We start from the raw sequence: 19,192 nt of genomic DNA, 5'->3' as shown, positions 1-19,192 counted from the left end.
GCCCGGCCAGCTCTTCGAGGCGGCGGCGCCAGGTCTGGGCTTCGGTCAGGCGCTGCTGCTCGGCGGTGGCGGTTTGCACGTGGCGGCCCAATTCCTGTACGTCGGCTTCCAGCTCGGCTACTTCATCGGCACTGAGCAGGGTCACGCCGGCCAGGCCCAGGCGCAGCGTTTCTACTTGCTGGGTTTCCTGCTTGGCGCGCTCGTAGGCGGCTTTCGAGATGTCGGAATACTTGCGGGTGTCAGTCAGCTTTTCCAGCTGGGCCCGTTCGCCGGCCGAAGACTTCAGGAACTTTGTGAACTCGCCCTGCGCCAGCAACACCGAGCGCAGAAACTGCCGGTACTCCAGGCCGCTAAGCTCGGCTACCTTGGCCGGCACGCGCGACTTATAGGTTTCCAGAAACGGCCAGGTTTCTTCGCCATCCACGAATTTCTGCTCGCTGAGCTCCATTTTGGAGTCCTGCAAGGGGTTTTCGGGGCGCCGGCGGCCGCGGTGCTGGCCCCACTTGGCCCGGTACACTTTGCCGCTGGCTTGAAACTCTACTTCAGCCCAGCTCTCGCCGGTGCCGTGGCTCATCACTTGTTCGGGGCCGCTGCCGTCGTGGCGCGGCACCTGCCCGTAGAGCGCCAGCGTGATGGCGTCGAGAATGGTGGTTTTGCCCGCGCCCGTCGGCCCGGTGATGGCAAACAGGCCCGCATCGGAAAGGGGCTGTTGCCGAAATCGACCTCGTGCTCGCCGCGCAGGGAGTTCAGGTTAAAGAAACGGACGCGGAGAATCTTCATGCGTGGGGCATTCCTTCCAATAGTTCGTCAAATGCCGCCAGCAGGCTCGGCACGCCCGGCCTCGGGCTCGCTTTCCAGCCGTTGGGCAAATACCTGCCGCTCAGTAAAATCGTGCAGGCTGGGGGTGAGGGGCTCCTCGTTGTCGGTCGTGTCGCCCAGGGGCCGCAGCTTCACCAGCCGCAGGTGGCGACGGGCCAACACTTCCACCTGCTTGCGGTCGAGCTCCTGAATAACTTTCAGCAGCGCCTCGGCTACTTCCAGCTGGGTCAGTTCGGAGCGCACCTCCACATCAACCCAGGCGGGCAGCAGGTAGCCGGTGTTGTCGTAGGCCACCAGCAGCGCCACCACTTCATCGAGGCCCCCATGAAAGCGCAGCAGCCGGCGCGTGCCCGGCACGGCCAGTGCCGTGAGTGTGCCTAGCTTGCCAGCGGCAAAATCCAGCAGCAATACCTCCTTGCCGTGGTCAATTTCAGAAAACGACAGCGCGATGGGCGAACCCGAGTAGCGGATGTGCTCGCGCCCGCCCACGCGCTGCGGCCGGTGCAAGTGCCCCAGCGCCACGTAGTCGAATATCTCCGGAAAATGCTCAGCCGTTACCTGGCCTAGGTTGCCCACGTGAATGGTGCGCTCCGAATCGGAGGGCGCCGCGCCGGCAGCGTACAGGTGGCCGGTGGCCAGCACGGGCAAGCCTTGGGACTTGAGCTGCCACACGTGCTCCACTTCGGCCACGCGGGCGTAATGGTCAGCAATGCCCTGCTTGAGGCGGGCTTCGCGCTCCTCGGCGGTTTCGCCGGGCACGGAGAGGCGCACGTCGCGGTCGCGCAGGAAGGGCACGGCGCAAATCACCAGCCCGGGCTGGCCGGCGGCGTTGTTGAGCACCAGCACTTGGTCTTCGAAACAGTCGGGCACGCAACCCACCACGTGCACCCGCAGGTGGCGCAGCAGCCGCGCCGGGGCGTTGAGGGTGGCGGGGGAGTCGTGGTTGCCGCCCACCACCACGATGTCGCGGCAGTCGGTGGCCTGCATCTGCAGTAGGAAGTCGTAGTACAGCTCCAGCGCCTGGTTAGAGGGCGAGCCGCTGTCGAAAACGTCGCCGGCAATCACCAGGATTTCTACGCGCTGCTCGCGCACCGTGGCCACCAGCCAGTTCAGGAAATGGCGGTGTTCGTCGGTGCGCTCGTGGCCGCTGATGAAGCGCTGGCCGAGGTGCCAATCGGCGGTGTGAAGGACGCGCATAGGGTAGAGTTAATCTCAAAGATACCTAGGCGACGAGGAATGAAAAAAGCTCCCTTAACGACGTCAAGCAGCTTACAGCTTGAATTAAAAGGCAGTCCACCCAGAATAATTACCGAAAGGTGACGCCTACCAATTCACAAGACCAAAATCTGTAACCAGTCGACAAACTTCTCCCTTGACGTCGTATCCGATGTAGGTAGCATAACAGCCATCGCCGAAACCAGTAGGGAAAGTAGCCAGGTTATGCTGGTCAAAATCGTGAACAAACCCTTTGAACCCGTTCAATTCGGCTTTTTTAAGAAAGACGTATTCCCAGTCTTGTTGGCTTTTAGCGGCGAAAGTGCGGTTAGCATTTTTATCGATGAAAATGCCGGAACCCCCGTCTACTCCGTAGCAATAAATCGTTGAATCTTTCATGGAGACAGGGTTTTGACCAGGCTCGAGCGCTGGGTCCCAACGGACAACTGCTTTGTTTGAGAAAAGTATTCGGCTGAATGCCACCCGCTCATCGTTGTCCCATCGGGCCAGTGCCAATTGTACCGCAAACTGCCCGATGGGAAACTTTTGCGAAAAGGCAACCCCGTCATGCATTGCAATTGGGTCACAGGCAATTATTTGGCCGGATTCAATTTTTAATTTCCCAATTTCATCAACCCGGAAGCTGATGCTGTCATGGTGTGAAATAGCTTGAGTGTTTTGATGATAAGCAGCTTCGAATATTTTAGGGAATGCAGCTCCCACGAATTGGGTTTTAATAATAGCTGCGGCTGTATCTGGTTTAATTAATTGTCCAGTGGTTTCGGTAGATACTGGCTGTACTAGCTGCTGATAGCTCTTTTGGTAGGAATAGCCGCTGAGCAATGCGGCAGTTAGAAGTGTGTAAAAAACAATTTCACTTTGCCGCATAATTAGGATAGTGTATGGCCAGGATAGAAGTAAGAAAGTGATAGATACAAAAAGAGGGCGGAAGTCTTGGTTTCAAAACGTCCGCCCTCTTTTTTGTAGAGGTATTATCTAATGCACCTCCTGCTTCTGAAACTCCGTGATAGCATCGCCTAAGTCCAGTACTTCCACGCCGGGTAGGGCCTGCTGCAGGATGCTAGCGCCAGCCGCCGAGCGGTAGCCTCCAGCGCAGTGCACCAGCACCGGCTTGTCGGTGGGCACTTCGTGGGCGCGCTCGCGCAGCTCAGGCAGCGGGATGAGCAGGGCGTTTTCGAACACCGGGACCTTGGCTTCGGCGTGGTTGCGGATGTCCACGATGGTGAAGCGTTCGGGGTGCTCGCGCACTTGGGCTACGTCGACGGCGGGCGAGGTGACGGGCAATGCCAACGGGGCCAGCATGGCGCCTTTGATGTTGCCCTCGTAGCCGATTTTGGCGGTTTTGCGCACCACGGTGTCCAGTGCAATCTGCGTGTCGGCGAGGAGGTAGTACGGCTCCGTGGGGCCCACTACCGACCCCAGCCAAGTTTCGAATTTGCCGCCGTCCTGCAGGTTGATGGCGCCCGGGAAATGACCGGCGCGGAACCTGGCCGCCGGCCGGGTGTCGATGATGAGCACGCCCGGCTCCAGTGTGGCCGTGCTACTCAGGTTGGGCACGGCCCGGATGCTGTCTTCGAAGCTCGGGGCGCCCTGCTTGTTCAGCTTCACGTCGTGCCCGAAGTACTTGGGCACAAACGGCTGGTCTTCGAGCAGCACCCGGATAAACTCGTCCTGCGACATGGGCTGCAGGGCGTAGTTCGTTTTTAGCTCTTTGGCGATGGTGCTGTCGAGGTCGGTGCTGGTGGTTTTGCCGCAGAGCGAGCCGGGGCCGTGCGCGGGGTACACGCGGGTGCTGCCCGGCAGGGTCATCAGCTTGTTACGGGTGCTTCTGTAAAGTTGGGCGGCCAACTCCTGGCGCTTGTGGCCGCCCACGGCTTCGTCCTCGCGCAGGTCGGGCCGGCCCACATCGCCCACAAATAGGGTGTCGCCGGTGAACACGGCGCGGCTTTGGGCCATGTCGTCCATGAGCAGGATGCTGATGCTGTCGGGCGAGTGACCGGGGGTGTTGATGGCGTGCAGCTCCACGTTGCCGAGCGAAATGCGGTCGCCGTCGTCGAAGGCTTTGTGCGGGTACTTGGCGCCCACCAGCTTGCTGCAGTAGATGGTGGCCTCGGTTTCTTCGGCAATTTCCAGGTGCGATGACACAAAATCGGCGTGCGGGTGGGTCTCAATCACTGCTATGATGTCGGCCTCGTGCTCGTCGGCAAAATCGTAGTAGGGCTGGGGGTCGCGGCCCGGGTCGATGATGGCGACCTGGCGGCCGCAGCGCACGGCGTAGCTGGCGTGGGCCAGGCCCTTGTCGTAAAACTGTTGGATTTGCACGGCCGAGGCCGTGCTACTGGGGAGGGGAGGCATTGCGGAAGGCTTTTTGGCTGAAATGAGAGCCGGGTGGTGAAGCCAAATATAAGCAGGCCGCGCAAAGCCATGTTTTGTCCAGCTTAGCCGGACGCACGAAAAAGCCCCAGCCCAATTGGGCTGGGGCTTTCGACCTCGGCAGTGAGCTACGGGAGCTTACGCTTTGGCTTTCATCTTCATTTTGCCTCCCTGGCCTTTGCCGTGGCCGCGGTGCTCTTGCTTGAGCTGGGCGAATTTGGTGTACTGGTCAGCCGTGAGAATGGACTTGAGCTGAGCTTCGTAGCGCTGGTGCGCGGCTTTCTTCTCGGGGCGGCCGGCCTTTTTATCCGTGCCGTACTTGGCTTTGAAAGCGGCGGTTTCCTGCTGGCGCGCCAGCAAAAGCTGCTCTACGCGGGCTTCCTGGTCGGCGGTCAGGCCTAGTTCCTTGGCCATTTTGCTGGCCTGGTGGTCGGCTTTCTGGGCGGGGGTCTTGTGTTGCTTGGCTTTGTGCGCCTTCCGAACGGTGGTGCTGGCGGCGGGGGTGGTTTGGGCGAAGCTGGTGCCGGCGGTAGTGAAGGCCAAAGCAGCGAGCAGAATCAGGGTCTTTTTCATGAAGGGAGAGGAAAAGAAAGTGCGCGGTTTTTAGTGAAGAGTCTGGCAGCAGCGGCGCCAGGTAAAGTTGCTTGCCAGGGTATTTGCAAGCGGTATGCCAGTAATAAGGCCCGGCCGGCCAATGCCCGAATGAGTCGATGGAAGAGCCTATCTCATCTATAAAACCGGCAGATTATTCCTTCAATAACTGTGGGCCCGGCGCTCAATTGCCTTAGCTCAACTTTGCAAAACTGAGCTGTGAGGCCGGTTGGAATCAGAAAACCAGAACTGGTTAAAACATGACCAGACTGCACAGCGTCGTACGCCAAGCAAGCGGGACAGAGACCAGAAACGGCGGCGTAGCGAATTTGCTGCCTATATTTCGGGCCTGTAGCTGCCTCTGGCGTTGATTTTTATTGCCGAGGGGCCCGGTAGTTCTGTTCTTAACCGTCTTTTTATTTCACACTTCTTCCTTCTTTAACCTTAACAAATGGCAAGTATTTTCGCCAAAAAACCATTGGCCGTGCTCTTGGGCGAGGCTAATTCGACCGGGCACGGCACCCTGAAGCGGACGCTGGGCGCGGGCAACCTCGTGGCCCTGGGCGTGGGCGCCATCATCGGGGCGGGCCTGTTTGTGCGCACCGCCGCGGCGGCCGCGCAGGCTTCGGGCCCGGGTGTTACCCTGGCCTTTATCGTGGCCGCCATCGGCTGCGTGTTCGCGGGCCTGTGCTACGCCGAGTTCGCCGCCATGATTCCCATTGCGGGCTCGGCCTACACCTACGCCTACACCACCATGGGCGAGTTTGTGGCCTGGGTTATCGGCTGGGCCCTCATCATGGAGTACGCCCTGGGCGCGGCTACCGTCAGCATTGCCTGGAGCGAGTACCTCAACAAGCTGCTGGAAGTCTTTGGCACCAGTATACCGTACAACCTCAGCCACTCGCCCTTCGAAAGCGCTGTGGTAAACGGCGTAACCGAGCACGGCCTCATCAACCTGCCCGCCTTGCTGGTAATCGTGGCCCTGAGCCTGCTGCTGGTAAAAGGCACGCAGGAATCGGCCCTGTTCAACGCCGTAGTCGTGGTGCTGAAAGTGGTTATCGTGTTGGTGTTCATCGCAGTGGGCTGGCAGTTCATCGACCCCGCCAACCACACGCCGTACCTGATTCCCGAGAACGCCGAGCCCGTGAAAAACGCCGCCGGCGACGTGGTGCGCAGCTACACCGAGTGGAACAAGCACGGCGTGGGCGGTATCCTGGGCGGGGCAGCCATCGTGTTCTTCGCCTTCATCGGTTTCGACGCGGTAAGTACTGCTGCTCAAGAGGCCAAGAACCCCAAGCGCGACATGCCCATCGGCATCCTGGGCTCGCTGGCAATCTGCACGGTCCTCTACATCCTGTTCGGCCACGTGCTGACGGGGGTAGCCAACTGGCGCGAATTTGCCGACCCAGCTCTGGGTGGCGAAGCTTCGGTGACCTACGCCATCAAGGCGCACATGCCCGGCTACGAGTGGATGGGCACGGCCGTAACAGTCGCCATTCTGCTCGGCTTCTCGTCGGTAATGCTCGTGATGCTCATGGGCCAGAGCCGCGTGTTCTACTCCATGGCTAAAGACGGCCTCATGCCGAAAGCCTTCTCGGACCTGCACCCCGTTTCAACACGCCCTACAAATCCAACCTGATTCTGATGGTGTTCGTGGGCTTGTTCGCGGCCTTTGTGCCCGGCTCGCTCGCCGGCGACTTGACCTCCTTTGGTACCCTGCTGGCCTTCGTGCTCGTGAGCTTGGGTGTGTGGATTATGCGCCGCTCCGACCCCGACCAGCCCCGGCCGTTCCGCTCGCCGCTCTCGTCGCCCAGCTTCCCGCTGGTACCCGTGATGGGCGCGCTCATCTGCCTGCTGCTGATTGTGGCCCTCGACGCCTTCACCCTGAAGGTGGCCATGGGCTGGATGCTGCTCGGCTTCATCGTGTATTTCCTCTACGGCAAGCGCAACTCCCTGCTCCAGAAGGGTGTGGTAGTGGTGCCCACCGAAATGGAAGAAGCCGCCTTCATTACGCCTGACAAGGACAACCTGTAGTAGTTGAGCCACCTGCTTTGCTCTTAACAAAAGCCCCACCGGTGACTACCGGTGGGGCTTTTGTTTTGAACTCTTACTCGTTAGCCCAATTAAAGAAAACAGGCGTCATGCTTTAGCTGGCGTCCGCTTGTCGAAACATCTCGCCCGGAACCTCACCCCCGGCCCCTCTCCAAAAGAGAGGGGTGCCATGGCGGCGGAAATGTAGCGTGGACTTTTAGTCCGCGCCTGAACGGTATAAAGTTGAGCGCCACGCGGACTAAAAGTCCACGCTACAGTCGTCAGGCTCCCCTCTCTTTTGGAGAGGGGCCGGGGGTGAGGTTCTGAGCAAGATGCTTCGATAAGTCCAGCATGACCGGCTTTATACTGCTTTTTCTATTGGTATGCCCTTTAACTGGCCGCCTTTACCTCGCTTTTCAGCTTGAGCACCTTGTCGCCGTTTTCCTGCACTATCACCAGGGCGGGGTCGTCGGGTGAGCCGTTGCGGTGGATTTCGGAGCCTTTGATGGTGCGCGAAATTGGCTCTTTGTGCAGCGATTCAATCTTGCCAGTGGCCGTGCCAGTGCCGTATTTCCAGGTGACTTTCGTGCCTTTGCGCATGGGAAATGAAGGGGGTAAGCGTGATAACTGGGGGTGGGTTTTTATTTCTTACTGCCGATTGAGCTGAACCGTTGTCGGTCCGCGGGTTGCGGCGCTACATTTGAGGAATAAGCGGGAACCGGGCCGGTTGGTTTGGGCTATTTCTGCAAGCCTTGCATATTCCTTTTTGCGTGAAAATTTCTACTCAGAAACTGTCGCTGAGCGCGGCGTTGGCCCTTGTGGGCCCGGCGGCCCTGGCCCAGCCCGGTACCTACCCGCGCAACGGCGTGTACGACCAGCGGCCGGGCGTGTTTGCCTTCACCCACGCCACGCTCTTTACCGATTATAAAACCCAAATCAACGACGCCACGCTCCTGATTCGGGACGGCAAAGTGGTGGCCGCGGGCCCCGCCGCCAAGGTGAAAATTCCGACGGGCGCCGTGGTGCAAGACGTGCGCGGCAAGTTCATTTACCCCGGCTTCGTGGACGTGTTCACGAGCTACGGCGTGCCCGACGTGAAGGCGCCCGAGCGCCAGGGCCGCCGCGTGCCCCCGCAGTTCGACACCCAAAAGACCGGCGCCTACAACTGGAACCAGGCCATTCACCCCGAAGTGAACGCCGCCGAGCAGTTCAAGGTAAACAACGAGCAGGCCGGTGCCTACCGCGCCTTGGGCTTCGGGGCGGTGCTCACGCAGCAGGCCGACGGCATCATGCGCGGCACCGCGGCCCTGGTTAGCCTGAACACCAACCGCAAGGAAAACGAGGTGATGCTGCTGGAAAAGGCCGCCTCCGGGCTGTCCTTTGACAAAGGCAGCAGCACCAGGACCCCGGCTCGCTGATGGGCAGCATCGCGCTGCTGCGCCAAACCTACCTCGACGCCCAGTGGAACCAGCGCAACCCGCGCCGCGAGCAGAACCTGTCGCTGCAGGCCCTGAGCCAGCAGAAAGGGCTGCCGGCCATCTTCCAGGCCAGCGACAAGCTCTCGGCCTTGCGGGCCGATAAGGTGGGCGACGAGGCCGGCCAGCAGTACATCATCAAGGGGCGCGGCGACGAATACCAGCGCCTCAACGACCTGAAAGCCACAGGCGCCACCTTTGTGCTGGCCCTCAACTACCCCGATGCCTACAACGTGGAGGACGTGTACGACGCCCTGCGCATCCCGCTCGAAGACCTGAAGCATTGGGAGCTGGCGCCCGCCAACGCTGCCAAATTGAGCCAGGCCGGCGTGCCGTTTGTGCTCACCGCCGCCGACCTCAAGGACAAGAAGAAGTTCCTGCCCAACCTGCGCAAAGCCGTTCAGTACGGCCTGAGCGAGCAAGCCGCGCTTCAGGCCCTCACCGAAACCCCCGCCCGCCTGCTCCGGGCCCAGGACCGCATCGGCGCCCTGAAGCCGGGCATGGAAGCCAACTTCGTGGTGTGCTCGGCCCGCTTCCTGGCCGACGACAACGTGCTGCTTGACAACTGGGTGCAGGGTGAGCGTTACCAGCTGAGCACCGTGCCCGCCGACTACCGCGGCGTGTACACCCTCAAAATCGGCGAGCAGCCCGAAGGCCGGTTCCTGCTTCAGGGTAAGCCCGAGGCGCCGGAACTGAAAATTGTGCCCACCGCCGGCGACACCATCCGCGGCAACGTGACCGTGACCAGCGACCTGGCCACGGTGGTTTTTAACCCCAGCGACAAGCAGAAAGGTAAAAGGGGGAAATCTGCCGACAACTCAACCCTCAACCCTCAAAACTCAACCCTTTCCACCGGCTCCGTTCGCCTCAGCGGCTACTACACGCAGGAGGGCCGGGTGTTCCAGGGCGATGGCCTGCTGGCCGACGGCACGCCCGTGAAATGGCGCGCCGCCCGCCTGGAAGAAGCCAGCCGCGCCGCCAAGCGCGACTCGGCCAAGGTGACCCCGCCGCCGGTGCTGGGCAGCGTGATTTTCCCCTTCGCCGCCTACGGCCGCACGGAGTTTCCCAGCCAGCAGCCCACCCTCATCAAAAACACCACGGTGTGGACCAGCGAGGCCGACGGCAAGCTCGAAAACACCGACGTGTTGCTGGTGAACGGCAAAATCTCGAAAATCGGCAAGGGCCTGGCCCTGCCCAAGGGCGGCCGTAGCATCGACGGCACGGGCAAACACCTCTCGCCCGGCATCATCGACGAGCACTCGCACATTGCCGTGGCCGGCGGCGTGAACGAAGGCACCCAGGCCGTGACCAGCGAAGTGCGCGTGAGCGACGTGGTTGATAACGAGGACGTGGGCATCTACCGCGACCTGGCCGGTGGCGTGGTGGCGGCGCAGCTCCTGCACGGCTCTGCCAACCCCATCGGTGGGCAGTCGGCCTTGATTAAGATGCGCTGGGGCGCCACCCCTGAAGACATGAAAATTGCCGGCGCGCCGGGCTTCATCAAGTTTGCCCTGGGCGAAAACGTGAAGCAAAGCAACTGGGGCGAGCTCAACGTGCTGCGCTTCCCGCAGACACGTATGGGCACTGAGCAAGTGTTTGTGGACGCCTTCACCCGGGCCAAGGAATACGAAAAGGACCTAGCCGCTTACAACAAGCTCGGCAAGGGCAAGCAAAACAAGACCGAAGGCCCGCGCCGCGACCTGGAGCTGGACGCGCTGGTCGAAATCATGAACCGGCAGCGCTTCATCACCTGCCACAGCTACGTGCAGAGCGAGATAAACATGCTGCTGGGCGTGGCCGACCGCATGGGCTTCAAGGTAAACACCTTCACCCACATTCTGGAAGGCTACAAAGTGGCCGACAAGATGAAGGCCCACGGCGCCAACGCCAGCACTTTCTCGGACTGGTGGGCTTACAAAAACGAAGTGCGCGACGCCATTCCCTACAACGCCGCCATCATGACCCGGGCGGGGCTGAACGTGGCCATTAACTCCGACGATGCCGAAATGAGCCGCCGCCTGAATCAGGAAGCGGCCAAAACCGTGAAGTACGGCGGCCTAACGGAGGAAGAGGCTCTGCGCCTGGTGACCATCAACCCGGCCAAGATGCTGCACCTCGATGACAAGATGGGCTCCATCAAGGAAGGCAAGGACGCCGACGTGGTGCTCTGGACCGACAACCCCTGAGCGTCTACGCCCGGCCCGAATACACCTTCGTGGACGGCCGCGAGATGTTCAGCCTCACCGCCGACGCGGCTTTGCGGGGCGAAATCCAGAAGGAGCGGCAGCGCATTGTGCAGGCCATGCTCACGGCCAAAAAGGCGGCGCGCCCACCCAGTCGGCCCCGAGCAAAGCGCAGGGCCTGTGGCACTGCGACACCCTGGGCCAGGAAAAAGAACTAGCTGAATAACGAATCCTATGCGCATTTCCTTAACTCTCGCTCTGGCTAGTTCCGCCTTCGCTGCCTTCTCGCAGGTGCCCACCCCGGCGCTGCCCCAGGCCCGGCCCATGCTCATCACGGGCGCTACGCTGCACGTCGGCAACGGCACGGTGGTGCCCAACGCCACGGTGGCCTTCGACAAAGGCCGCCTCACGTACGCGGGCCCCGCCGCGGGCTTCACCCAGGACCGAGCCGGCTACGAGACCATCGACGCGGCCGGGCAGCAGCTGTACCCGGGCCTGATTGTGCCCAACACCACGCTGGGCCTGACCGAAGTAGAATCTGTGCGGGCCACCGTGGACGAGCAGGAGGTGGGCACGCTGAACCCCAACGTGCGCGCCATTATCGCCTACAACACCGACTCCGACATCATGCCCACCGTGCGCACCAACGGCGTGCTGCTGGCCCAGCCCACCCCGCGAGGCGGCCTGCTCTCGGGCCAAAGCAGCGTGGTGCAGGCTCGACGCCTGGAACTGGCAGGACGCCGTGGTGCGGGCCGACGAAGGCCAGCACCTCACCTGGCCCCAGATGGTGTTCCGGCTCAACCCCGCCGAAGACGCCGCCGCCCTGGACCGCCGCCAGAAAGCCCGCGAAGCCCAGGCTGCGCGACCTCGAGCAGCTCTTCGGCGAAGCCAATGCCTACCGCCAGCTGCCCGCCGGCCGCCGGGAAAACCTGCGCCTGGCTTCCCTGGCCGGCATTTTCGACGGCTCCAAAACCCTGTACCTGCACGCCGACTACGGCAAGGAAATCATCGAATCGGTGCGCTTTGCCCGCCGCATGGGCGTGCAGAAGCTGGCCGTGGTAGGCGCCCGCGACGCCTGGATGGCGCTGGACTTCCTGAAGCAGAACGACGTGAGCGTGGTGGTATCGCGCATTCACGCCCTGCCCCGCCGCGACGCCGACGACTACGACCAGCCCTACAAACTGCCCGCGCAGCTGCAAGCCGCAGGCGTGCGCTTCTGCCTCGACTACCAGGGTGGCCAGGAAACGGCCGGCTCGCGCAACCTGGCTTTTGTGGCCGGCACCGCCGCCGCATTCGGTCTCACCAAAGAGCAGGCCCTGACGGCCGTAACCCTTACCACTGCCCAGATTATGGGCATCGACAAGGACTACGGCACGCTGGAAGCGGGCAAAAGCGCCACGCTGGTGCTCAGCAAAGGTGACCTGCTCGACATGCGCACCAACGCCGTATCGCAGGCCTTCATCGACGGCCGCAGCATCTCGCTGGAGAACAAGCAGACGTATCTGGAGAAGAAGTTCCGCAGCAAGTACGGGCAGGTGAACGGGGCAAACTAGGACCAGTTGGGCTGGGCCGAAGCAGTTGATTTGGCCTTGTGGGGTTTAACCAGAACAGCACTTTTCGCTTTTCCGCCGTTCTTTGCATCGTTCACCCACGCGCTTTTGTTTTTGCGCCCCGCTGATGCTTCGATTGCTTTCCTTTTTCCTGCTGCTCCCGTTTTTAGCGCAATCCCAGGCTTCCTTCGTGCCCGATGAGCGGGTGTATTATGGTCTGATTAACCGCGGCAGTGGGCGCAGCCTCGACGTGGCCAGCGCCAGCACGGCGAGCGGGACCGTCGCGGTGCAGTGGGAATTTACGCATTCCCCGAGCCAGCAGTGGCGGTTTGTGCCGCTGCGGGCCGGCAGCGAATACTACCGCATCGAGGCCCGCCATAGCGCTCAGTGCCTGACGGTTAGCAAGGCCGGCGAAAACATGGCCCTGGTGCAGCGCCCCTTCCAGGGCAGCGCCGAGCAGCAGTGGCGCCTCGTGCCCGCCGGCCCGGCCGGCAGCTTCCAACTCGAGAACAAGAGCGAAGCCCGCTGCGCCGCCCTGGCCGCGGCCGACAAGTTTAATGGCACGGCGGTGCTGGCGCAGAAAGGCAACGGCCGCGCCAGCCAGCAGTGGCGCCTGTTTCAGCTGCGGCTGAACTTGGTGGAAGGACCTTCGCCTTTTGGCCCCCGCAGCCGTTGCCGGGCTCGGTGAATACGCCTGGCAATGAGCTTCATCCGGTGCTGAGCCCCGATGGCAATACGCTGTATTTTGCCCGCACCAAGTTTGCCGGCAACACCGAAGGCAGCACCGATTCCGGCGATGCCTGGATGAGCCGGAGCCCCAACAAGGGCCAGACGTGGAATACTCCCGACCGCCTCGACGCCATTAATACCCAGCAGAATAATGAAGTGGTAGCGGCCGCGGGGCCCGAGGGCAACACGCTCTTTGTGCGCGGCACTTATGACGCGGCTGGCTTTCGCGACGAGGGGTTGAGCAAGGCAAGCCGGGCAGCTGCCACGAGCGGCCCAACGAAAGGCTTCAGGCCGGATGCCGTGCGAGTGGCTAATTACTACACCGCCGTGCCGGGCTCGGGGTTTTTCATCAGCAAAGACGAGAAAATACTCTTGCTCTCGCTGGAGCGCGGCGACTCCGAAGGTGGCAACGACTTGTACGTGAGCCGGCCCGATGGCAGCGGCGGCTACACCGAGCCCACCACCCTGGGCCCGGTTCTGAACTCGCCCGGTTTTGATTTCGCGCCTTGGCTGGCGCCGGATGGCAAAACCCTGTATTTTGCTTCCTACGGCCACATGGGCTACGGCTCGGCCGATATTTTTATGAGCAAGCGCCTCGATGAGAGCTGGAGCCGGTGGAGCGAGCCCCGCAACCTGGGCTCGGCGTTGAACGGCCCCGGTTTCAACGCCTATTTCTGCCTGACACCCGACGGCAAAACTGCCTATTACTCCTCCTCGGCCACGGCCAATGCCACCAAGGATATCTGGCGCACCGGCCGCGCCGTGCCGGCCGACTCATTGCCCGCCGCCCCGGTAGCAGCCGTGACGGAGGCCTCGCCCCGGGCCTTTTTGAGTGGCCGCGTGCTCGATTCCCGCACCAAGCAGCCCGTGCCCGGCGCCATCGTGAAAGCCAACCTGCTGGCCAATGCCGCCGGGGTGCAGTTCAACGCCACCAGCCGGGCCGATAACACCGGCGGCTACCAGATGTCGCTGCTGCCGGGCAAGTACTACCTCTCGGCCAATGGGGGAGGCTTTCTCACAGTGGGCGACACGCTGATTGCCAGCGGATCGCCGCGCCGCGACTTGCTGCTGCTGCCCGCGGCCGTGGGTGCCAAACTCGACCTGCCCAGCATCATTTTTGCCCAGGGCAAAGCCGGGCTGCTGGGCTCGTCCTACACCGAGCTCAACCGCCTGGCCATTGCCCTACAAGCCAGCCCAGGAACCGAAGTACGCCTCGAAGGCCACACCGACAACGTGGGCCCGGCCGATAAAAACCAGCAGCTTTCCGAAGACCGGGTGGCCGAAGTGAAGCGCTACCTCGTGGGCCGCGGCGTCGATGAAAAGCGCATCACCACCGTGGGCTTTGGCGGCACCAAACCCAAGTTCTCGAACGAGCGGGAGGAAACGCGCCGGCTCAACCGGCGCGTTGAGCTGGTGATTGTAAAGTAAACACGACGTTGGACTGGCTGCGTGTTGCTGCGCGGTCAGGCTGGCCGGGGCGCAGTTGTCCTATTCTTGGGCCGGCGCCAAATGAATCCATCCAGCACGTAGTGGGTGGCTTGCGGCAGCGCCAGCAGCGGCACCAGCCACATTAGCAGGGAAGGTCTGGCCACCGTAGGCAGTTGCTGAAACCAACCAAAGGCCGAGCCGTGCTCACGCCACACGAGCCCGTCCCACAGCCCTTCTTCTAAATAGGCAAACAGCACAACCACGACCAAGAACACCGCCAGACCATATTGGCCAGCCCAGGCGCCGCGGCGCCTGGGTGCGGGGCCTGCTTCGCGGTAGGGCCGCCATTCCACACCAGCGCGAGGTAGGGAATGCCGTGAGATACCACGTTGAGCAAGGTAAAGGCCAGGTCGCCGTTGAACCAGACAATGCCGGCGTACCACGAAATGAGGGTGCCGCTCAGGAGCAGGTTGCGGGGGACGTTCAGGGTGCGCGTGCGGTACCAGAGCAGGGTTTCGCGGCAGGAGTAGGCCACAATCAGCCCCACGTATGCTACAGTGGCCAGCTGCCTTCCCGCCGCCCAATCGTACTGCACAAACTCGCCCTCGACAAACCAGGTGAAGTTGCGGCCCGGGGAGAGGTGCCAGTAAAGCAGCGGATAAATGGTGGCGTAATAAATGAGCGCCGTGGCCAGCCAGCTGCCCCGGGCCGGCGCTTCGTGCCGGCCGTAGAGCCGCAAAAACCCATACTGCTGCCGGATGAAATGAAACACCGCCAGGTAGGCCAGCGCCCGCCAGAATACCAGGCCGCCCAGGCTGTGTAGCGCGACCCCGGCGGCGTAGCAGCCCACCGGCACCACCCACAGCAGCGTGCGGCGCTGCTGCCGGCGCAGCGGGTCGAAATAAGTCTGGAAAAGGGTGCCGTAGACATGGGCCACGTCGATTAATACCACCAAGCCCACCCACGCCAGCAGGGGCATCTGGGCGGTGCTGCGGTAGGGCGCGGGCAGGGCCAGCACGAGCAGCAGCGCCAGAAACGGCGGCGCCAGAATCAGCAGGCCGTCGTAGCGGGCCGAGCGAATCCAGGGTTGAGCTGGGGAATGCAAATCGGGCATCAGCTTACTTTTTCCTTCGTGGCCAGGATTTCCTGAGCTGCCCGAATGCCCTGGTAGAAGCCTTCTTCGAAAATAGAGATGCCGCTGAAGTCTGTGTGCGCGAAGAAAATACGGTTGCGCAGGGGCTGCCGGGCGGCTGCTCGGGCGGGGCCCCACAGCAGGCCCGGCGTGGGCGCTACCATGCCGTGGCCCCATACCCATAGGTCGGCCGCCTGGATGTAGGGCGTCACGCCGGGGTGGTAGGTTTCCAGCTCGGCCACCACGCGGGGCAGCCAGTCGGCGTAAGAGGTTTGGTAGGCGCGGCGCCGGGCGGGGCCGGGGGCTTCGTCGGTGAGGGGCCAGTAGAGGGTGATGACTTTGGGGCGGCCAGCTTCTTGCCGCAGCCCTTGCTGGTTGGCGTTGATGTAGCCCAGCGAGGCGCTGCCGTAGCGCACGTTGTCCCAGCTCAGGGGGCGTCCGGGGCCCTGGGGCAGGCCTTCCACGGTGAGGTTGGCGATGAGCCAGGGGCGTGGTGCAGGGCGCCGGGTGGCAGCAAGGCGTGCCCGGGCACCTGGGCCAACAGGCGGTGCGCAATGTGCTGGGGCATGGCCAGCAGCACTTGCCGGGCCCGCACGCGGGTGCTTAGTAGGGTGGCTACGTCGTAGGTCAACACCTCCACGCCGGCGGCCGTTTCGCGCAGGTCGTAGGCCAGGGTGCCCTTATGCAGCGGCGCATCTACCTGGCGACGCAGGTGCTCTGTCAGGAAGTTGTTGCCTTCGGGCCAGGTCAGGACGTCGGCGCCGGTGGCGTTGTGGGCGCGGCCCTTCCGGCTGGCGAAGTAGTGCAAGCCGGCCCAGGCCGATACCTGGGCGGCGGTGGCTCCATAATCGTCGCGGCAGGCATAGTCCAGGTACCAGCGCAGGGCCGGGGCGGTGAAGTTTTCACGAACCAGGTAATCGGCAAAAGATATCTGGTCGAGCCTGGCGGTACTCGGGGTCGGCCGAGGCTTGGTCGAGGGGAATGCGAAAAGCGTCGCGGCCGTCGCTTCCCTGGGCTGATTTTAGGGTTTCAATCAGCTTGAAAAAGCGCGCAAACTGCTCCTGCTCGGCGGGAGCCAGGCCCAGGGCCGGCACCAGTCCATCCTGCCAGTGGCCGTTGATATTGAGCCGTTCTTCGGGGTCGTGGCAGAGGTGGTAGTCGCTGTAGATGGGCAGGCCGCTGGGCGCGTAGCCGGTAAGCGTGCCGGTTTCCTGCAGGAAGTCCAGCAGGCTCGCGATTGCGCACATCGGGCACGGGTAGGTAGTGGGCGCCCCAAGGGTAAGCCGAGGTGGAGTTGCTCCCCGCCGCGGCATTGCCACCGGTTTGGCCAGCTAGCTCCACGAGTAGCGTATTGGGTTGCCCGTGGCGGTGCAGCCAGCGCCGCGCCGCCAGCCCCGACACGCCGCCGCCGATAATAAGAACCTCCGTGTCTAGCGTGCGGGTGGGAGCGGGGATTCGGCTGGGGTCGCGCAGCAAGTGGCCGGTAGCCGCATCGGGGCCCCACAGCTGCCCTTTGATATGGGCCAGGGAGTGGCCCGGTTCGCAGCCCGGTAGCGCGGGCAGAAGCAGCGCACTGGTGAGCGCGGCGCCGGTTTGGCGCAAAAAGGTGCGGCGGGATTTCACAGTTATAGTAAATACGCTCCTAAAAACTAGTGCACATAAGGACCCCAATCCTCTTCGAAGTACCGCACCAGGGCCTGGTTATTGAGCTGATTGACTTCGGTGGGCACTTCGCTCATGTCCGGAGGAAGCGCAGCATGTCGTGAATGGTGGCGGGGGTGATGTACCGCAGCCCTGCGGGCAGCGGGCCAGCGTCGCCCCGCCACTGCGCGTCGGGGCCGGCCAGCACGAAGCCCCATTCTCCAAATGAAGGCACGTAGAGGTGGTAAGGAATGGTGTGCAGCCCAACGGCCGACAAGGTGTGCGCCACGCACCAAAACGACTGGCGCGCCAGGTACGGAGAGGTGCTTTGTACCACCATGCGCCCGCCGGGCGCCAAGCGCTTGACCAGCGCCGTGTAAAAAGCCGCCGAGTACAGCTTGCCGATGGAGTAGTTGCCCGGGTCGGGGAAGTCGACAATGATGGCGTCGTAGCGGGCGGTGTCTTCCCGCACCCACTGGTAGGCATCGGCGTTCAGTACCTGCACTTTGGGCGAGAGCAGTGCCTTTTTGTTGAGGCCCAGCAGCAGCTCGTTGTGCTGGAACAGCTGGGTCATGCCGGGGTCCAGGTCGACCAGGCGGATGCTGCGCAGGAGCGGGTATTTCAGGAGCTCGCGCACGGCCAGGCCATCGCCGCCGCCCAGCACCAGCACGCGGCGGGCCTGGGGCAAGGCCTGCAGCAAGGGGTGCACAAGCGCCTCGTGGTAGCGGTACTCGTCGGCGGAGCTGAACTGCAGGTTGCCGTTGAGAAACAGGCGTAGCTCGCGTGGGTTGCGGGTGAGCACAATGCGCTGGTAGGGCGTGGTTTTCGAGTAGATAACCTGGTCCTGAAAAGCCAGGGTTTCGGTGTAGGCCAGCAGCTTATTGGCAAAGCCGAAGAGCACGCCCAGCCCAACAAGTGCCACGGCAATGCCCGTAGCAAACCGGCGCCGGTACGGCCGCGTTTCCGGGAACCGGGCCAGCACGATGCCCGCCACCGCCAGGTTGAGCGCCCCAAACAGGAGGGAGGTGCGAATCAGGCCCAGCCTGGGGCACCAGCACCAAGGGGAATATCAGCGAGGCCAGCAGCGCGCCGATGTAGTCGAACGTGAACACCCGCGCCACCAAATCCTTGAACGGGAAGCGGTGCTCAAGTATGCGCATGAGCAGCGGGATTTCCAGCCCCACGAGCACGCCCGTGAGGCCCACCAGCGCATAGAGCAGCAGCCGAAACGAGGCCACGTACTCGAAGGACAGGAACAAAACCGGGGCCATGCAGCCGCCCACCAGCCCCACGAGTATTTCGAGGCGGATAAACCAGCGCAGCAGCGGCCCGTCCAGAAACTTGGACAGCCACGAGCCGATGCCCATGGCAAAGAGGTAGGCCCCGATGATGGTCGAAAACTGCGTCACCGAGTCGCCCAAGAGGTAGGAGGCCAGGGTGCCGGCAATCAGGCTCGTAGATGAGCCCGCACGTGGCAATCACGGCCACCGCCACTAGCAGCAGCCCCGGCGGCTGGGGATTGGGCGGGCTATCGGCTGCGGGTGGGGCCGGTGGGGCTACCAGCAAACCGGGCTCACCCATGAATGGCCGCGCTGATGATAAGGGCCATCGACAGCATAAACGCCGCGCCCAGGATGGCCAGCGCGTTGTTATGGTCTTCCAGAATTTCCTTGCGCAGGGTGCCAGGCGTCAGCTTGTTGAAGAGGTAAAAGCTGATGACCAGAATGACGATGCCGAGCAGCGAGTACACAATGGAGGCGGTTAACGCCTTGGGGTTGAGGTATTCCATAGGAAGCCGGATGGGGTTACTTGTGGTAGAATCGTGCATGCCCCGACGAGCCTGCGCCCGCCCGAGCCGTTGCTCAGGGTTTCGGTGCTCTCGTTGTCGTCGCCGAGCAGGCGGGTGCCGGTGTAGCCGCCCCACACAAACCAGCCCAGCGGCAGCAGCATGAGCAGTGCATAGAGGCGCAGGGGGCGCACCGTATCTAGTAAAAATTCAAACAT

23 protein-coding genes and 2 pseudogenes are annotated in these 19,192 nt (G+C 62.5%); 9 read left to right on the top strand and 16 right to left on the bottom strand.

Translation table 11 applies throughout. From position 1 onward, the window contains the following. Positions 1-220 precede the first annotated feature (220 nt). The 5 genes and pseudogenes from ACFQT0_RS19855 to ACFQT0_RS19835 all read right to left on the bottom strand — a co-directional run. A pseudogene (locus ACFQT0_RS19855) lies at positions 221-679 on the bottom strand (AAA family ATPase); the annotation flags it as partial. Between the two features lie 128 nt (positions 680-807). Beyond that, a complete protein-coding gene (gene sbcD, locus ACFQT0_RS19850) occupies positions 808-2,016 on the bottom strand; it encodes an exonuclease subunit SbcD (RefSeq protein ID WP_380204868.1) in 1,209 nt (402 codons plus the stop codon). Positions 2,017-2,142: 126 nt separating this feature from the next. After that, positions 2,143-2,922 (bottom strand): DUF4241 domain-containing protein, encoded by a 780-nt coding sequence (locus ACFQT0_RS19845; protein WP_380204867.1) that lies wholly within the window; start codon positions 2,920-2,922, stop codon positions 2,143-2,145. Between the two features lie 108 nt (positions 2,923-3,030). Beyond that, a complete protein-coding gene (locus ACFQT0_RS19840; RefSeq protein WP_380204866.1) occupies positions 3,031-4,410 on the bottom strand; it encodes an MBL fold metallo-hydrolase in 1,380 nt (459 codons plus the stop codon). Positions 4,411-4,566: 156 nt separating this feature from the next. After that, positions 4,567-5,001, bottom strand: a complete 435-nt coding sequence (locus tag ACFQT0_RS19835; protein WP_380204865.1) for a hypothetical protein — start codon at positions 4,999-5,001, stop codon at positions 4,567-4,569. Between the two features lie 502 nt (positions 5,002-5,503). Between ACFQT0_RS19835 and ACFQT0_RS19830 the strand changes: the two genes are divergently transcribed. Continuing rightward, positions 5,504-6,658 carry an amino acid permease gene (locus ACFQT0_RS19830; RefSeq protein ID WP_380204864.1) on the top strand — a complete coding sequence of 385 codons (1,155 nt, stop codon included), beginning with the start codon at positions 5,504-5,506 and terminating at the stop codon, positions 6,656-6,658. A gap of 5 nt (positions 6,659-6,663) precedes the next feature. Continuing rightward, entirely contained in the window at positions 6,664-7,053 is a 390-nt protein-coding gene (locus tag ACFQT0_RS19825) for an amino acid permease C-terminal domain-containing protein (protein ID WP_380204863.1), read from the top strand. Between the two features lie 387 nt (positions 7,054-7,440). On the opposite strand, the gene ACFQT0_RS19820 is transcribed toward ACFQT0_RS19825, so the two are convergent. After that, the gene (locus tag ACFQT0_RS19820) at positions 7,441-7,650 is read right to left on the bottom strand and encodes a hypervirulence associated TUDOR domain-containing protein (protein ID WP_380204862.1); all 210 of its coding nucleotides are present in this window, start codon (positions 7,648-7,650) and stop codon (positions 7,441-7,443) included. Positions 7,651-7,820: 170 nt separating this feature from the next. On the opposite strand from ACFQT0_RS19820, the gene ACFQT0_RS19815 reads away from it, so the two are divergent. The 7 genes from ACFQT0_RS19815 to ACFQT0_RS19785 all read left to right on the top strand — a co-directional run bounded on the left by ACFQT0_RS19815 (position 7,821) and on the right by ACFQT0_RS19785 (position 14,415). Beyond that, a complete protein-coding gene (locus ACFQT0_RS19815; protein ID WP_380204861.1) occupies positions 7,821-8,468 on the top strand; it encodes a hypothetical protein in 648 nt (215 codons plus the stop codon). Beyond that, complete coding sequence (locus tag ACFQT0_RS19810; RefSeq protein WP_380204860.1) at positions 8,468-10,711, top strand: amidohydrolase family protein; 2,244 nt, start codon at positions 8,468-8,470, stop codon at positions 10,709-10,711. The genes ACFQT0_RS19815 and ACFQT0_RS19810 overlap by 1 nt, the downstream gene beginning before the upstream one ends. Positions 10,712-10,740: 29 nt before the next feature. Continuing rightward, entirely contained in the window at positions 10,741-10,926 is a 186-nt protein-coding gene (locus ACFQT0_RS19805) for a hypothetical protein (protein ID WP_380204859.1), read from the top strand. A gap of 73 nt (positions 10,927-10,999) precedes the next feature. Then, positions 11,000-11,770, top strand: coding sequence for a hypothetical protein (locus tag ACFQT0_RS19800; protein WP_380204858.1), 771 nt, complete (start codon positions 11,000-11,002; stop codon positions 11,768-11,770). After that, positions 11,725-12,261, top strand: a complete 537-nt coding sequence (locus ACFQT0_RS19795) for an amidohydrolase family protein (RefSeq protein WP_380204857.1) — start codon at positions 11,725-11,727, stop codon at positions 12,259-12,261. The genes ACFQT0_RS19800 and ACFQT0_RS19795 overlap by 46 nt, the downstream gene beginning before the upstream one ends. 124 nt (positions 12,262-12,385) lie before the next feature. Further along, entirely contained in the window at positions 12,386-12,946 is a 561-nt protein-coding gene (locus ACFQT0_RS19790; RefSeq protein WP_380204856.1) for an RICIN domain-containing protein, read from the top strand. Further along, positions 12,943-14,415 carry an OmpA family protein gene (locus ACFQT0_RS19785; protein WP_380204855.1) on the top strand — a complete coding sequence of 491 codons (1,473 nt, stop codon included), beginning with the start codon at positions 12,943-12,945 and terminating at the stop codon, positions 14,413-14,415. The genes ACFQT0_RS19790 and ACFQT0_RS19785 overlap by 4 nt, the downstream gene beginning before the upstream one ends. Positions 14,416-14,450: 35 nt before the next feature. On the opposite strand, the gene ACFQT0_RS19780 is transcribed toward ACFQT0_RS19785, so the two are convergent. The 10 genes and pseudogenes from ACFQT0_RS19780 to ACFQT0_RS19735 all read right to left on the bottom strand — a co-directional run bounded on the left by ACFQT0_RS19780 (position 14,451) and on the right by ACFQT0_RS19735 (position 19,192). Beyond that, the gene (locus ACFQT0_RS19780; protein WP_380204854.1) at positions 14,451-14,579 is read right to left on the bottom strand and encodes a hypothetical protein; all 129 of its coding nucleotides are present in this window, start codon (positions 14,577-14,579) and stop codon (positions 14,451-14,453) included. A gap of 74 nt (positions 14,580-14,653) precedes the next feature. Continuing rightward, positions 14,654-15,529 (bottom strand): hypothetical protein, encoded by an 876-nt coding sequence (locus tag ACFQT0_RS19775; protein WP_380204853.1) that lies wholly within the window; start codon positions 15,527-15,529, stop codon positions 14,654-14,656. Continuing rightward, the gene (locus ACFQT0_RS19770; protein ID WP_380204852.1) at positions 15,529-16,011 is read right to left on the bottom strand and encodes a hypothetical protein; all 483 of its coding nucleotides are present in this window, start codon (positions 16,009-16,011) and stop codon (positions 15,529-15,531) included. The genes ACFQT0_RS19775 and ACFQT0_RS19770 overlap by 1 nt, the downstream gene beginning before the upstream one ends. Then, positions 15,975-16,355: a hypothetical protein gene (locus tag ACFQT0_RS19765; protein WP_380204851.1), complete on the bottom strand. Its 381-nt coding sequence runs from the start codon at positions 16,353-16,355 to the stop codon at positions 15,975-15,977. The genes ACFQT0_RS19770 and ACFQT0_RS19765 overlap by 37 nt, the downstream gene beginning before the upstream one ends. A gap of 94 nt (positions 16,356-16,449) precedes the next feature. Next, complete coding sequence (locus ACFQT0_RS19760; RefSeq protein ID WP_380206182.1) at positions 16,450-16,794, bottom strand: hypothetical protein; 345 nt, start codon at positions 16,792-16,794, stop codon at positions 16,450-16,452. A 64-nt stretch (positions 16,795-16,858) separates the two neighbouring features. Then, positions 16,859-16,948 (bottom strand): annotated as a pseudogene (locus ACFQT0_RS19755) (hypothetical protein); the annotation flags it as partial. A gap of 334 nt (positions 16,949-17,282) precedes the next feature. Next, positions 17,283-18,182 (bottom strand): spermine/spermidine synthase domain-containing protein, encoded by a 900-nt coding sequence (locus ACFQT0_RS19750; protein ID WP_380204850.1) that lies wholly within the window; start codon positions 18,180-18,182, stop codon positions 17,283-17,285. Continuing rightward, complete coding sequence (locus tag ACFQT0_RS19745) at positions 18,067-18,666, bottom strand: hypothetical protein (protein ID WP_380204849.1); 600 nt, start codon at positions 18,664-18,666, stop codon at positions 18,067-18,069. The genes ACFQT0_RS19750 and ACFQT0_RS19745 overlap by 116 nt, the downstream gene beginning before the upstream one ends. A gap of 95 nt (positions 18,667-18,761) precedes the next feature. Beyond that, a complete protein-coding gene (locus ACFQT0_RS19740; RefSeq protein WP_380204848.1) occupies positions 18,762-18,977 on the bottom strand; it encodes a DUF350 domain-containing protein in 216 nt (71 codons plus the stop codon). Next, positions 18,950-19,192, bottom strand: coding sequence for a hypothetical protein (locus ACFQT0_RS19735; RefSeq protein ID WP_380204847.1), 243 nt, complete (start codon positions 19,190-19,192; stop codon positions 18,950-18,952). The genes ACFQT0_RS19740 and ACFQT0_RS19735 overlap by 28 nt, the downstream gene beginning before the upstream one ends.

This window comes from Hymenobacter humi (assembly GCF_042665855.1).
In the GTDB taxonomy this organism is placed as follows: Bacteria; Bacteroidota; Bacteroidia; order Cytophagales; family Hymenobacteraceae; genus Hymenobacter; species Hymenobacter humi.
The sequence above is the reverse complement of the archived record's forward strand: the minus strand, read 5'-3'. Positions and strand labels throughout refer to the sequence as shown.

Coding starts and splice junctions, on each gene's coding strand:
- ACFQT0_RS19735 (WP_380204847.1), bottom strand. CDS start 19,192: ATGTTTGAATTTTTACTAGATACGGTGCGCCCCCTGCGCCTCTATGCA.
- ACFQT0_RS19790 (WP_380204856.1), top strand. CDS start 12,386: ATGCTTCGATTGCTTTCCTTTTTCCTGCTGCTCCCGTTTTTAGCGCAA.
- ACFQT0_RS19845 (WP_380204867.1), bottom strand. CDS start 2,922: ATGCGGCAAAGTGAAATTGTTTTTTACACACTTCTAACTGCCGCATTG.
- ACFQT0_RS19760 (WP_380206182.1), bottom strand. CDS start 16,794: ATGTGCGCAATCGCGAGCCTGCTGGACTTCCTGCAGGAAACCGGCACG.
- ACFQT0_RS19740 (WP_380204848.1), bottom strand. CDS start 18,977: ATGGAATACCTCAACCCCAAGGCGTTAACCGCCTCCATTGTGTACTCG.
- ACFQT0_RS19840 (WP_380204866.1), bottom strand. CDS start 4,410: ATGCCTCCCCTCCCCAGTAGCACGGCCTCGGCCGTGCAAATCCAACAG.
- ACFQT0_RS19825 (WP_380204863.1), top strand. CDS start 6,664: ATGGTGTTCGTGGGCTTGTTCGCGGCCTTTGTGCCCGGCTCGCTCGCC.
- sbcD (WP_380204868.1), bottom strand. CDS start 2,016: ATGCGCGTCCTTCACACCGCCGATTGGCACCTCGGCCAGCGCTTCATC.
- ACFQT0_RS19820 (WP_380204862.1), bottom strand. CDS start 7,650: ATGCGCAAAGGCACGAAAGTCACCTGGAAATACGGCACTGGCACGGCC.
- ACFQT0_RS19835 (WP_380204865.1), bottom strand. CDS start 5,001: ATGAAAAAGACCCTGATTCTGCTCGCTGCTTTGGCCTTCACTACCGCC.
- ACFQT0_RS19810 (WP_380204860.1), top strand. CDS start 8,468: ATGGGCAGCATCGCGCTGCTGCGCCAAACCTACCTCGACGCCCAGTGG.
- ACFQT0_RS19775 (WP_380204853.1), bottom strand. CDS start 15,529: ATGCCCGATTTGCATTCCCCAGCTCAACCCTGGATTCGCTCGGCCCGC.